7 protein-coding genes are annotated in these 14,291 nt (G+C 67.9%); 5 read left to right on the forward strand and 2 right to left on the reverse strand.

The window, feature by feature from the left end:
• The first annotated feature begins 204 nt into the window (after positions 1-204).
• Entirely contained in the window at positions 205-405 is a 201-nt protein-coding gene (locus tag ACWGIF_RS08340; RefSeq protein WP_453492909.1) for a hypothetical protein, read from the forward strand.
• Positions 406-604: 199 nt separating this feature from the next.
• Here ACWGIF_RS08340 and ACWGIF_RS08345 read toward each other — a convergent pair whose 3' ends face one another.
• On the reverse strand, positions 605-1,891 hold the full coding sequence (locus tag ACWGIF_RS08345; protein WP_453492912.1) for an McrC family protein: 1,287 nt from the start codon (positions 1,889-1,891) through the stop codon (positions 605-607).
• Complete coding sequence (locus tag ACWGIF_RS08350) at positions 1,888-3,783, reverse strand: DUF4357 domain-containing protein (RefSeq protein WP_453492915.1); 1,896 nt, start codon at positions 3,781-3,783, stop codon at positions 1,888-1,890. The genes ACWGIF_RS08345 and ACWGIF_RS08350 overlap by 4 nt, the downstream gene beginning before the upstream one ends.
• Before the next feature lie 210 nt (positions 3,784-3,993).
• Between ACWGIF_RS08350 and ACWGIF_RS08355 the strand changes: the two genes are divergently transcribed.
• From ACWGIF_RS08355 to ACWGIF_RS08370, 4 genes are all read left to right on the forward strand, one after another.
• Complete coding sequence (locus ACWGIF_RS08355) at positions 3,994-4,632, forward strand: hypothetical protein (RefSeq protein WP_453492917.1); 639 nt, start codon at positions 3,994-3,996, stop codon at positions 4,630-4,632.
• Between the two features lie 133 nt (positions 4,633-4,765).
• Positions 4,766-6,034 (forward strand): protein kinase domain-containing protein, encoded by a 1,269-nt coding sequence (locus ACWGIF_RS08360; protein WP_453492920.1) that lies wholly within the window; start codon positions 4,766-4,768, stop codon positions 6,032-6,034.
• A gap of 66 nt (positions 6,035-6,100) precedes the next feature.
• On the forward strand, positions 6,101-9,061 hold the full coding sequence (locus ACWGIF_RS08365; RefSeq protein WP_453492922.1) for an SNF2-related protein: 2,961 nt from the start codon (positions 6,101-6,103) through the stop codon (positions 9,059-9,061).
• Between the two features lie 13 nt (positions 9,062-9,074).
• Complete coding sequence (locus ACWGIF_RS08370) at positions 9,075-14,234, forward strand: Eco57I restriction-modification methylase domain-containing protein (RefSeq protein WP_453492925.1); 5,160 nt, start codon at positions 9,075-9,077, stop codon at positions 14,232-14,234.
• Positions 14,235-14,291 lie beyond the last annotated feature (57 nt).

Below are 14,291 nucleotides of genomic sequence, written 5' to 3' on the forward strand. Positions count from 1 at the left end.
TCAGGGAACCCGCAGGCGGGCGTGGGAGCGGGGTGGGTCAGGCGCCCTTCGCGATCGGCTCCAGGATCGCCACGCACTCCACGTGGTGCGTCATCGTTAAGATGTAGCGAGGAGTCCAGCCTGCAAACATGCAGGTCAGTTAGGGTTTCTAGTTACACAAATGATCTCTCAGACGCCGAGAGCGTCAATCGAGCGTCACGGTCCATGGATGTGGAGGCCGATACTACGGCGGGTGAGGCGGCCTCGCTCCTCCTTTGCCTGCACGCCGCAGACCTCATCCGGTTCAGCAATGAGCCGGCCCTGCAGCAAGGCGTCGACACGGTCTGGAGCTGCCTGCCCGACGACGAGGTGGCGCGCGCGGCTAACGAGCTCTGCAACCACCTAGCAGTCGTGGAGGGGGCCTGACTCACGCCGCCGCAGCGCACGGCAGGCGGCCCGCAGCGGGTGTCAGAGTCGCAAGCACAGCCGGCTGGTCCCAGCCGCCGCTGGTGACGAGCCATGTAGCCGCTGGCTGGGGCGCAGCCTCAACGGGCAACGCGAGCGTCAGCAGCCGATCCGAACCACATGCGCTGACTCGTTCCAGCCGGGCCGAAGGGCCCTGGGATCACGCCGCACGGCGGGCGCTCCTCCTCGAATCCCGAACTTCCAGCTCCAAGGCGGCCCGTACGCGGTGACCAATTGCGACCCTTACACCCGCGACCATACGTTGAGTCAATTCCCTGATCTCCGCCAGAAGAGCCTCCGGCTGTCGGTCCAGGTCGAGGGCGTGCTGGTGGAGGACCGTCCCCGCACGACGTACTCGGTGACTGGTGTGAGGCGCGCTGCCCTTGACGTACACCAGATGGCCCTCAGACAGGCCGAATGCAGTGCAGTAGGCCAGCATCTGATAGAGGTCTTCGTTCGGATAGCCTCGCCGCTTGCCGGCCTTGTACTTGGCATCAACCACTATGCGCGGCGTCCCCGAGTCCGCGTACCAGACGAAATCCGGCCGTAGCCGGACGGAATCACATTCGTCCAGATGTACGTCCCTTGCCTGTAGGGCGCTCCGGCCTCCGTAAGGACGCAGTGCTTCCCGCAACGCTGCGCACACGAAGTCCTCGTATACGCGGTTCATGTCGAAGAGGAACCCGTCCATGCGCAGGCCACCGGGAAGGTGCTCTGCCGACGCCCCGTCCAGAACCACCTGAGCGAGGTGGAGCGCCTGGTGATAGCGGGTGTTGAGACGCGTCGGCCGCCAAGCCGGAATCACCTGTCCCCGTACGAGCGGTGTGATGTCTGCCAGCCGGGCGCGCTGGCGCATCAGGCGCGTCCGTACCGTCTGGGGCACACCGGGGAGGATCAGAAGGCGGTCGACGGCAGCACGCAGGATCCGGTTTTCGGCGATGTCGGTGGTGAACTCGTCGTAGGCCACCTCCACCGGCAGGGGCATGCCGAACCGCCTTCTGATCTGCTCGGTCTCCCGAATCCGGCCCCGTACGACCAGGGACGCCTCCTCGACGGTCCGGTAGCCCTGGAGCAGGCCCGGCCGCAGAGCCCGGTCGGTCTGACGCTCGACGGCATGGGCAAGCGCAGGGAGCAATTCGCTGTGCTCGGCGACATCGACCAAGCCGTCCCGCCAGCCGGCTGGGTCATTGCTGTAGCCGAGCAGGAAGAACAGACGCGCGACGGGCACCTTGGGAGTGATGCGTACGCTGATCGTCTCGCCACCCGGGACGGCAACGGCCACCACCCCGACCTTGCTCCCCGCACGCAGGCGCCACATTCCCGGCATATAGGAGTCGGGGGCGGCTTCTTCGAGGATCTTCGAGGCTGCCAATGCGCGGCCGACCGTGTCCGGCATCGGGAAGGCTCGGGCGGGCGCGTGCTCGACGAGGGAAACGACGGCCGTCACTCCGAGTCGAACCCCTCACTCGACTCCTCATACCCGGACTGCATCGCCACCGCCCCACGCAGCGCCGACAGCCCGTAACGGCTTTCGATGTCCACGCCTTCGCCGTAGTGGTGCTCCTCCAGCAGCGGGAGGATCTTGGTCCGCCATGTGCGCTCCAGTCCCCCCTCCCGGAAAACTCCGGATTTCATCAAGTAGGACGGTCCGATCCGGAAGTCGGCGTCGTCGATGCGGGCATTCAACGCGTCCAACAGATCGGCCGGCTCGGGATCCTTGCCTTCCTCGGCCAGCCATCGGCGCAGAAGTCCGCCGGTCGGCTCGATGCGCGGAGACAGCTCGACGAAGGCGAAGCGCCGGCGCATCGCCGCATCCACGAGGGCGATCGAGCGGTCGGCCGTGTTCATGGTGCCGATGATGAAGAGGTTGCGGGGCAGGAAGAAGTCCTCGCCCGAGTAGGTCAGCCGAACCGAGCGGTCGCGGTACTCCAGGAGGAAGTACAGCTCGCCAAAGACCTTGGCCAGGTTGGCCCGGTTGATCTCATCGATGATCAGGAAATGCGGGATGTGCCGGTTTCCCTCGCGGCGGGCGAGCGCGGCGAACTCCCGCAGTGGACCGGCTGTGAGGCGGAACGCAACCTCGCGCGTCTTGGGGTCCTCACGAGGGCGGAAGCCTTCGAAGAAGTCCTCGTACGCGTACGAGGGGTGGAACTGGACCACCTTCACCTGCTCGCGTCCCCCGCCGAGGTACTCGGCGAGCTCCTGCGAGAGAAACGTCTTCCCCGTGCCCGGGGGACCGTAGAAGATCAGCTGCTTCTCGTCCTCCAGGAGGTTCCTGACCTCCTGCAACCACTCCACGTGGTGCACGTTGAGTGTCTTCCGCAGCTCCTCCGTGGGTTCGGGCAGCTCCACTTCGCGGCGGGCAGTGACGGCCGCGGGCTCGGCTCCGGGCTCAGCCCCGCTGTCCAAGGCCTCCTGCACGAGTTCCTCGTCGCTGACGCCCAGACCGTCGATGATGGCCTTGGAAGTCGTCAGATCGACCACATCGTGCTTCAGCGACAGCTGCAGCCGGAGTTCCTCAGGCAAGTCCGTCAGCGGGAAGCCCTCCCTCCCCCACTCCACGGGGCGGCGCAAGTTGCTACTGCCGTCCTCGGCGACTCGCTGCTCGACGCTTCCGGTGATCTCACCGATGTAGAGCCGGCCGTCGGAGACGGTACACACCGTGTCCCCCGGCCGCATCCGGGAGAAGAAGGCGTGCAGTTCGTCGACGAGCTGCACCTTCTCGTCATAGGTCGCAGTCGATTCGTAGTCCTCATCGACAAAGGTACGGAGTTGCTCCTTGCTGACGCCCTGGGCCACGTCCGGCCTCAGCCGGAGGGCAGCGAGGGTCACTCGGCCCTCAAGAAGCCACAACTGTTGTACGAGGTCGGAGGCCCAGGGGTGGGCAGCCCTCACGAGCCACGCGCGGCTGGGGCCCGACCAGACCTGTTCGAGGAAATCGGCGAGCGGTCGGCCGTCCTCGGTCTTCCACTCGAGCCATCCGTTACAGCTGCGGCCCACGAGAATGTCACCTGCGGCGGACGGCGAATTGCACTCGACGTCCTGGACCACCTCCAGCCACCCGGGCCAGGTGGTGGTCTCGCGTATCACCCCTTCCTCGATCAGCTTTACCCGCAGCCTGTGCGAGGAGGGTGTCCTCAACGGGAAGGACGGCACGACGTCCGGACGAGCCGGGGACCCGGCGAGCACGACCATCTTCTGACTGCCGTTGGTACCCATCTCGGAGAGCAGCCGACCTCGCGCCGTCGGCCCACCGTGGGGCAGGCGCAGCTGGAATTCCGGGTATTCCTCGGCCATCTGTGTCCTCGTCCGGGTGGTGTGTGCTGTGCCAGTGGGCATGGACGCATTGTGGGGCGCGATGATCCACTGCGATGGGGATGTGCATGTTTCCGGCCAACGATGATGTCCAGATGTCACGGGTTCCCGCCGCGGATTGCCCCGCGCACGAAGAGCCGTCCATGATCTACAGAGGGAACATCGTCACGGCAGGGGGAAACGGTGGGAATCGGAACGCCCAACGGCACGGCCAGGCAGCGGCACGCCGACGAGTTGGCCGCCGCCTCCTCCATGACAGCCTCACAGCTGGCGCAGGCGGTAGGCCGGTTCGACGGCGACAAGGCCGCCATGGTGCGCGCGGCTGTACGTACGGCCGAGCGTGCTTTCTCCGAACTCGACGCCTGCGACAACGTCATCGATGAGGCATCGGAGACGGGCCGAAAGATCGCTGACCGACTGGCTGAGCTGCTCGCAGCCGAGGAAGCCGCAGACATTCCCGTACAGCTGGCCGCGTTGGAAGCCACCTCGGCACTCGTCCGCGACACGGACGCGACACGCACTCTGCTGAACCGTCTCCTCGGACGCGAGGAGGAATTCGGGCAGAGGCCGCCGGCTGTCCGTCATCTCTCGTCGGCCGACCTTCCCGGCCTTCCTTCTGCCTACACGGACGAGACCGGTTTTGAGGACCTGATGGCCGTGGCCGCCCGTGGAGAGGAACTGGCACCGCGGCTGCGGGACGCCCATGCCGAGCGCCTCGACATGGTGGCGGACCACGTGGTCCGTGTGGTGCGGGAGGCGGCCGCGGCCGGCTTTGCCGAGCGGGGGTTCGCCGTCGAGTCGGTCCACGAGGCCCGCCAGGCATACGAGCTGTGGCTCCGATGTCTCGCGGAACGCAACCGGGATCTCGGCTGAAGCGGCCATCAGCTCCCCTGGGCTTCTCCTCCAGCGGTACGGAACCGTCGTCCAGATGGATACGGTGTGCGCTAGCCCAGTCAGACACGACTGTCTGTCCAGATGACATCCCGCCCGAGTGGAAAGGCAGCTCGTGCAGATCGCACCTCTCAGCCCACACGACCCCACCGAGCTGGGCGGCTACGAGCTGCTCGGCCGTATCGGGCACGGCGGGATGGGGCAGGTGTATCTGGGAGAGTCCCCGGGCGGTGAGCCCGCCGCAGTCAAGGTGATCAAGCCCTCCGTCGTGGATTCCGAGACGCGGCAGCGCTTCGCCCAGGAAGTGGAGATCCTCAAGACGATCTGGGGTGCCCGGATCGCAGCGCTCCTGGACGCCGACCCGGAAGCCGACCGACCGTGGCTGGCCACCGAGTACATCGAGGGGCTCGACCTGAGCCAGCACGTGGCGAGCCACGGACCGCTCCCTTCCCTGCTCACGGCCTCGCTCGGGGCGACGCTTGCCGAGGCACTCGCGACCGTGCACAAGCAGGGTCTGCTGCACCGCGACCTCAAGCCCGCCAATGTGCTCCTCGGCCCCAACGGCCCGAAGATCATCGACTTCGGACTCGCCGTCTTCGCCGAGTCGAGCGTGTCCCTGACCGCACCCAACACCGTCGTCGGCACCCCGTCCTGCATGCCGCCTGAGCAGGCCAATGGTGAGAAGCCGCTGACGCCCGCTGTCGACGTGTACGCACTCGGCGCCGTGCTGCTGTTCGCCGCCTCCGGCCACCTCCCCTACCAGGCGGCCAACATCCACGTCCTGTTCCACCAGGTCACCGACCCGGGGAAGGCCCCCGACCTGTCGGGGGTGCCGGACGAGCTCGTGCCCCTGCTGACGGCCATGCTGGCGCACCAGCCCCAGGACCGACCCGCCCTCGACGGTGTGGTGCAGCAGTGTCGCGCCGTCATCGAGGCGCAGGGCTTCAAGGTCGCCCAGGCCCGACGCCGCCTGACGAGTCACACGGCTGCGCCCACGCAGCTGCTGGACAGCCTGCTCCACCCGGCCGAGGCGCCGACCGTTCCCTTCTCCCCCGCCGGAGAGCCGGAGGCCGGGGCGACGGCGGAACCGCCCGCGGCGACCGGGACCGGTACCGAAACGACGCGCGTACTGCCTCCTACCGGCCCCGGCCGGACCCCCACAGTCGTCGACCACCCCAGGCCTCAGCCCGAGGCCGCCGGCGCCATGGGTCCGGCGCAGAAGCCGCCCTCAGCGCCAACCGCCGACACGGGCCACGCCCCGTCTCCCCTCCCGGCACCCGGCCCCCCGGCCAGGACACGTGGAGGACGCCCCCGCCACTCCGCCCAGGCCCGGATCACCGCCCAGCGGCTACGCGAGGCCTATGCGGCATCCGCGACCTTCTGACGGGCGCGGACCCGCGATACTGGAGGACCTGCCCCATCCGCCACGAAACGCCACAGGAGGCCACGGGTGACCGTCGTCCAGACCAGCTCCGAGCAGAACGGCGACGTGTCGGCCGAGGCGGGGCAGGACCAGTTCCCGGCAGGCGCACAGGTCCTCGTCCGTGACGAGGTGTGGCTGGTCAAGAGCTCCCTGCAGACCGCGGAGGACGGCGCCCGCGTGGAAGTGGTCGGTGTGTCCGACTTCGTACGCGACCAGGAGGCCGTGTTCTTCACACGTCTGGACACGATCGAGCTGATCGACCCCCGGGACACCCGGCTGATCGCGGACGACTCTCCGAACTACCGGCGCTCCCGTCTCTTTCTGGAAGCCGTCCTGCGCCGGACGGCGCTGCCCCAGTCGGAACGCCGGCTGGCCCTCGCGGACTCGTTCCTGCTGGATCCGCTGCCCTACCAGCGTCGGCCTGCCGAGCTCGCCCTCTCGGGCGCCAATCTGCGCCCGCGCCTCCTCATCGCGGATGTGGTGGGCCTGGGCAAGACCCTGGAGATCGGCCTCACCCTCGCCGAGCTGATCCGCCGCGGCCGCGGGGAGCGGATCCTCGTCGTCACCCCGCAGCACGTGCTGGAGCAGTTCCAGCACGAGCTCTGGACGAGGTTCGCGATTCCGCTGGTGCGGCTGGACTCGGTGGGCATCGAGCGGATCCAGCGGGAGATCCCGGCCGGCCGCAATCCGTTCACTTTCTTCAAGCGCGTGATCGTCTCCATCGACACCCTCAAGAACACCGATCAGTACCGGCACCACCTGGAGCAGATCCGCTGGGACGCGGTCGTCATCGACGAGTCGCACAACCTGATCAACCGCGGCTCGCTCCGCAACCAGCTGGCCCAGACCCTGGCCCCCCGCACCGACGCCCTGATCCTCGCCTCCGCGACCCCCCACAACGGCGACGCGAAGTCCTTCGCCGAGCTCATCAGCCTTCTGGACCCCGCTGCGATCCGCGACCCGGACAACTACCGGGCCGAGGACATCGAGCACCTCTTCATCCGGCGTACGAAGGTCAGCACCGAAGTCCGCGAGCAGATGAAGGGACAGTGGGCGGACCGCGGCCCGTCCGAGGCGGTGCACTGCCCGGCCACACCCGCCGAGGAGAAGATCTTCGAGGAGCTGGCGGCGGTCTGGCTGCCGAACGACGGCGGCACCTCCGTGAGCTCGGTACCGCTCTTCCCGTACACCCTCCTGAAGTCGTTCCTGTCCTCCCACGCGGCGTTCAAGGCCACCGTCGCCGCTCGCATCAAGACCCTGGGCAAGAAGGACGACCCCCGGGGCACGGCGGCAGAGCTGTCCGCCCTGCACCGCCTGGCGGAGCTGGCCGCGGACATGACCGAGGCGGATTCGGCGAAGTTCGGCGCGCTGGTGGAACAGCTGAAGGCCATCGGTGTCGGCCCCTCCTCCGATACCCGCGTCGTCGTCTTCTCCGAGCGCGTCCAGACCCTGGAATGGCTCGCCACCGTCCTGCCCGCCGCCCTCGGTTTCCGGGGCCGTACCGCGCAGGGCTGCACCCAGGTAATGCACGGCGGCCTCTCCGACGAACAGCAGATGGACGTCGTGGAGAAGTTCGGACTCGCCGGCGCTCCGGTACGCATCCTGCTGACCGGCGATGTGGCCTCCGAGGGCGTCAACCTGCACCGCCAGTGCCATCAGCTCGTCCACTACGACGTCCCGTGGTCGCTGATCCGCATCGAGCAGCGCAACGGCCGCATCGACCGCTACGGGCAGGCCCACCAGCCGCAGTTCCGCGCGCTGATCCTCACCAGCGAGGTCGAAGGGGCCAAGGACGACACCCTCGTCTCCGAACGCCTGCTGGAGCGCGAGGACCAGGCGTACCGCGCGCTCGGCACCGCCGAGGCCGTCAGCGGGCTCTACCGGGCGGAGGCCGAGGAGAAGTCCCTGATCCAGGACCTGCTGCGCGGTAAGACCGTGGACGAGTCCCTGGACGCCCGGCAGTCCGGAGCCGACGGGGATGCGGCCGTGATGGACGACTTCCTCGCGGACTTCTTCGGCTCGGTCGGCGAACACCCGGCAGAAGCCGCGGACGTTGCCACGGAGGACTCCTCGGAAGCTTCCGCACCGGAAGCACCCGCGAGCGGCATGGACGCGAGCAGCGCCGTACTCCCCCGCCTCTTCGACTCCACCGCCCACTTCCTCGACGAGGCGCTGCGCGAGGTGTACCCCGACGCCCGCGACCGGCTGGACCTCGACCGCGACGACCAGTCGGGGCTGCTGTCGTTCAAGCCCCCCGCCGACCTCCTCCACCGTCTCAAGGCCCTGCCCGTGGACTACCTGCGGGAGCAGGGACTGCGCGAGCGCCTGCTCGTCACCTTCAACCGGCGGCTTGCCCAGCATTCGCTCCAGCGGGCCCGCGAGGCGGACTCCACATCGAGCTGGCCGGAGATCTCGCTGCTGACCGATCTGCACCCGGTGGTCGAGTGGCTCACCGACAAGGTGCTGGTCCGGCTCGGCCGCCAGGAAGCCCCGATGATCACCGCAGGCGTCGCAGAGCCCACGTTCCTCGTGCAGGGCGTGTATTCGAACAGCCTCGGCAGGCCCACCGTCGTGAAGTGGATGGGCGTGACCAGGAGCGGAACCGTGAACGCGGACATGGTCTCCCTGCTGCGCAGCTCCGGGGTGGGGCCCACCATGGCGAACAAGCTCCGCTACCGCGACCCCGCCCCTCTGAAGGCCGCCATCCCCGACGTGCTGACGGCCGCCGAATCCTTCATGGAGGAGCACCGCGACGCCTGGGACCGGCCGCTGCGCGAGTCCATCGCGCTGCACAAGGAGAGGCTCGGCGAGTGGGAGCAGCCCACTCTCGCCGGCGAGCACACCAAGAAGCGGCTCACCGACCTCGCCGACGACCTGCTGACCACAGGACAGCGCCCCATGCTGCGCGTCCTCGCGGTCCTGCTTCCCGACCCCGACGCCCCACCCGCTGCGCCCGCGCCCCAGTCCGCCGCGCCCGCCGCACTGTGAGAAGAGCCCTGTCATGACGTACGACTCCCTCGTCAACCGCGGCGACTACTTCTCCGCGCACTACCTCGCCGAGGTACTGCCCAAGGACCTCAAGTCGGGCCTGCTCCAGACCTGGAAGGAGCGGGAGGAGGCCGCCAGGCTGCCGGCAGACGCGGCACAGGAAACGGCCCCTGACGAACTGGGCGCGGTGCGGGAGCCGAAGAGCATCGCGCTCCCCGTCACTCCGCGCGCGGGACTGCGCGCCCTGCGCCGCGACTACTTCCGGGCGCGGTCCTTCTTCGCCCTCCCCGAGGACGCCGACGGCACCACCTCCGCGCCCGACACCGAGGACGACTCGCTGACGTACGCCGCTCCCGACTGGCGGGAGCGGGTGCTGGCCCTGAACTCCGACGTGCTCCGCTCCCTCGGCTACGACGCCAAGCCGCGCACCATCACCGTGGAACGGGCCCGCCAGACCTACGAGATCCCGGTCGCGCACGCCGAGAAGGGCCTGGTCGCCGTGAACTGCGGCTGGGCGGCCGAGCCCGACGCGGCCCTGGACCCCGACGGCCCGGGCCGACTCCTGGATCCGGTGACCCTCGACGGCTCGCACACCCTGGCCACGGGCTCGAAGCTGGCCTCGTTCCTGTTCGCCTGCGAGGACGCGCCGCGCTACGTCCTGCTGCTCGTCGGCGGCGTCATCGTCCTCGCCGACCGCGCTGTCTGGGGCGAGGGCCGCTACCTGGCGGTGTCCCTGGACACGGCCCTGCAACGCAACGACACCCGTGCGGGCGGCGAACTCGACACGGTCGCGGCCCTGTTCGGCGCGGACTCGCTGCGGACGCCGGAGGAGGGCGGCGAGAACCCCCTCGCCGAGCTCGTCGGCAAGTCCACCAAGCACGCGGTGGGCGTTTCCAGCGAACTCCGCGACGGGCTGCGCACGAGCGTAGAGCTGATCGCCAACGAGGTGCTGGAGCGCCTGCGCGACCAGGGTGTAGCACCGCAGGACATCGGTGAACTCCCCGAACTCGGGAAGCAGCTGACCCGAGAGTCGCTGCGCTACCTGTACCGCATCCTGTTCCTGCTCTACGCAGAGGCCCGCCCGGAGCTGGGCATCCTGCCGTCCGACTATCCCGAGTACCAGATGGGCTACGGCCTCGGCCGCCTCGGCGAACTCGTGGCCGAGCGGGACCTCATCGACGAGAAGTCCCGCAAGGGCTTCTACCTGTACGAGTCCCTGGACCTGCTGTTCCGCAAGGTTCAGGACGGCTACCGGCCGCGTCGCACGCACGGAGTGGCGGCCGAGGCGGTGGAGGCGAAGACCAGTGAGGACCTCGGTCTGCGCTTCGAGCCCCTGCACTCCAAGCTCTTCGAGCGCGAATCGATCCAGCTGATCGGCGCGGACGCCGTCCCCGACCCGCGCCACGACGCGGACGAGGCCCTCGCCCGGGGCGAGTCCGTCCGTCACGTCGACACCCGGCTGCGCAATGCCACGCTGTACGAGGTCCTGCACAAGCTCATGCTCACGAAGGGCAAGAAGGGCGAACGCGGCGGCTTCATCTCGTACGCGCAGCTGGGCATCAACCAGCTGGGCGCGGTGTACGAGGGCCTGATGTCCTACAGCGGCTTCATCGCGGGCGAGGAGCTGTACGAGGTCGCCAAGGGTGGTGACCCCAAGGACGGCTCCTGGCTGGTGCCGAAGTCGAAGACCGAGGAGTACCCGGACTCCGTCTTCGTCAAGCGGCAGCACAAGGACACCGGCGAGGAACTGCGGGTCCGGTACGACCCGGGTTCCTTCGTGTACCGCCTCTCGGGCCGCGACCGGCAGACCTCGGCCTCGTACTACACCCCGGAATCGCTGACGAAGGTCACCGTCCAGCTGGCGCTCCAGCACCGACTGGACCAGGACGGCACGACCACCGAGGCGCGGGAACTCCTGGACTGGAAGATCTGCGAGCCGGCCCTCGGCTCGGGCGCGTTCCTCAACGAGGCGATCAACCAGGTCGCGGCCGAGTACCTGCGCCGCAGGCAGCAGGAACTGGGCCGGGCCATCGACACGGAGCAGTACGCGGTCGAGCTCCAGAAGGCCAAGGCGTACATCGCCCTGCACAACTCGTACGGCGTGGACCTCAACGAGACGGCGGTCGAACTGGCCGAGGTCTCGCTGTGGCTCAACACCATGCACCCGGGCATGGAGGCCCCCTGGTTCGGCCTGCACCTGCGCCGCGGCAACTCGCTCATCGGCGGCCGGCGTGAGGTGTACCCGGCGGAGCGCCTGAAGAAGGGCGGCTGGCTGGGCACGACCCCGGAACGCTACCCGCTGGCGGACGCACAGGCGGGGACGCCGCTGCCCGAGGGTGCGGTGCACCACTTCCTCCTTCCGGCGAAGGAGTGGGGCGCGGTCGCCGCGGAGAAGGAGGCGAAGGCGCTCGCGCCGGAGGCGACGAAGGCACTGGCCGCTTGGCGCAAGGCGATCACGAAGTCCCCGACTGCGAAGCAGACCGCGCGTCTTCAGGGTTTGGCCCGGCGGGCCGAGTACCTGTGGGACTTGGTGGTGCAGCGGCTGACGATCTCCGAGCGGGAGATCTCCCGCCGCATCGACGTGTGGGAGGCGGACGAAGACTGGCTGCGCTCACCGAAGGAAGCGGTACCGAGGGAGAAGGTCCTAGCGGACCTGCTGGCGGTGGACACGCCGTACTGGCGGCTGAAGCAGGTCATGGACGCGTGGTGTGCGCTGTGGTTCTGGCCGGTTCAGGACGTGGGTCTGCTTGACGGGTCGAACGAACGGTACGCGCGCGCAGAAGACGTGTCCGGGCAGGGCACCGAGATCCCTGACGCGAGTGAAGTGATCCGTACGTACGACGAGATCGACCTCCTCGGCAACGTCACGGTCAAGGAGGTCAAGCGCGGCGACATCGACAAGCGCAGGAAGGGCACCCGCAGGGGCGAGCATGCCTTCGCCGAGCAGCGCCGTGACGTGATCCCGCTCGCAGACCTCAACGACTGGCTGGACTTCGCGGAGGCTCTACTCGGCACACACGACGTGCCGACGGAGTCACTGGTTGCGTCATTCGACTCGCTCGACGCGCTGGAGCGCTACGAAGACGAGCTGCCTGACTGGATGGGCATGGACCGCTCGTACTGGCTGGAGAGCCGGTTCCCATGGGTGGCAAGGGCGAGTGACGTGGCGGAGCAACAGGGCTTCTTCCACTGGGAGCTGGAGTTCGCCCAGGTGTTTGGCGGGCGGGGTGGGTTCGATCTTCAGGTGGGGAATCCGCCATGGGTACGGGCTCGCTGGCAGGAGGGTCTGGTTCTGGGAGAGCTAGAACCATGGTTTGTCCTAACAGAAAAGCCGAGCGCAGCGGAGTGGAGCCTCCGCAAGGAAGACGTGCTGGCCACGCGTGCCGACGCTCGGGAGTTCCTCCTTGCCGAACTGGCCACCCATGAAGGGGCCGTCTCTGTGTTGGGTAGCCCCACCACTTATCCGCTTCTCGTCGGTACACAGGGCGACCTCTATCGGGCCTTCATGGCACAGGTATGGCAGCACATCGCACCGCACGGCAGCGCGGGCTTGATCCACCCGGATACTCATTTCGGCGGCGTACGGGAGGGTGTCATCCGCGCCGCCGCGTATCGGCACCTCCGGGTTCACGCGCATTTCGTCAACTCTGCGAACTGGGCGTTCGATGACTTGTCGCGCGCCCAAGTATTCGGAATGCACATCTACGGAACCCCGCAGGAGCCAGACTTCCTGCACCTCAGCGAGCTCCGCGACGCCGAGGTGCTCCCCGACTCTTTGACTCACGACGGCCGAGGTCCGACGCCCGGCATCAAGCACAACGGATCGTGGGACATTCGGCCACACCGCGACCGGGTGGTGCATGTGGACACGGCATTGCTGGCCAGTTGGCATGCACTGACGGGGTCTGCCGACGGAGCGGCTCAGACCGCTCTGCTGTACTCAGTCCTCGTCGGCGAGCAGGGGGCAATCGAAGCACTCGCCGCGTACGATCTCAGCCTGGCCGACTATTACCCGATGATCACAAGAGGCTACGACGAGGCTGGCGCCAAGAAAGACGGGCTGATCCGCTGGGGCAACCAGGCTGTCCCCGACTTCGCGAATGTCATCCTCCAAGGCCCACATTTCGCACACGCGCTTCCCTTTTCGAAGGAACCGAGAGTTCCCTGCCGGAGCAACAGAGACTGGGACTCGCTCGTCCCGACAGAACTACCTGAGTCGTACGCTCCGGTGACCAACTATGTTCAAGCCGCGGACAACGCCACGTACCTGGCAGCCCAGGACTCGTGGCTCGCGAAGCCGTACACGAAGTACTTCCGGCTGGCCTGGCGAGTCATGATCCCCTCCGACAACAGCCGCAGCCTGCAGGCCGCCCTCGTCCCTCCTGGCCCTGCACACGTCGACGCCGTGAACTCCATGGCCCTGGCGGATAACCGTCTAACCGTCCTCAACGCCGGTTTCTGGTCAACCCTCCTGCTCGATTACCTCCTCCGCATTACCAGCCGGTCGCACCTCCGGGTCGCTGAAGCACGGAAGATGCCTGCTCCCGAGGCCCAGCACCCGCTCGCCCCCGCTCTGCTCCTCCGCACTCTCCGACTGAATGCCCTCACCACCCACTACGCCCCGCTCTGGGCGGAACTGTTTGACCCCCGCTGGGCGGGCTACGAGGACTGGGCCAACCCCGACTGGCCGCATATAGAGCCTCTTGCCGCCAGCCTCAAGTCGACCTGGGAGTACAGCACACCGCTCCGCACCGAACACGAGCGACGTGCTGCGCTCGTCGAGCTCGACGCCCTCGTGTCTGTCTGGCTCGGCATCACCGCCGACCAGCTTTCCGCGATCTTCAAATCCCGCTTCCCACAGCTGTACGACTACGAGACGGCGACCTACTTCGACGCCAACGGCCGCAAGATCGCAGGCGACTTCAACACGTTCGGCCATGGCCAGACCAAGCAGGACTATCTCGACCTGCTTACCCACCTGGAAGACCCTGCCGCCACCCCACCCCCCGCCGGCTACACCGCCCCCTTCTACAGGGCAGACCGCGAGGCCGAGATGCGGGCAGCGCACGCGCACTTCCAAGCTCGGCTGGATACGGAGATCGCTGCTGGCCGGTGGACGCCTCCGGCCCGCGACGGTGGCGACGTGCCAGCGGCAGCGCGACTGCTGACATAGCTGTAAGGAAGGGGGTCTGCCCAGGACACCTGAGTGGTCCAGGCAGACCCCTAGCGG

The sequence above is a fragment of the Streptomyces sp. NPDC054849 genome, from assembly GCF_053610945.1.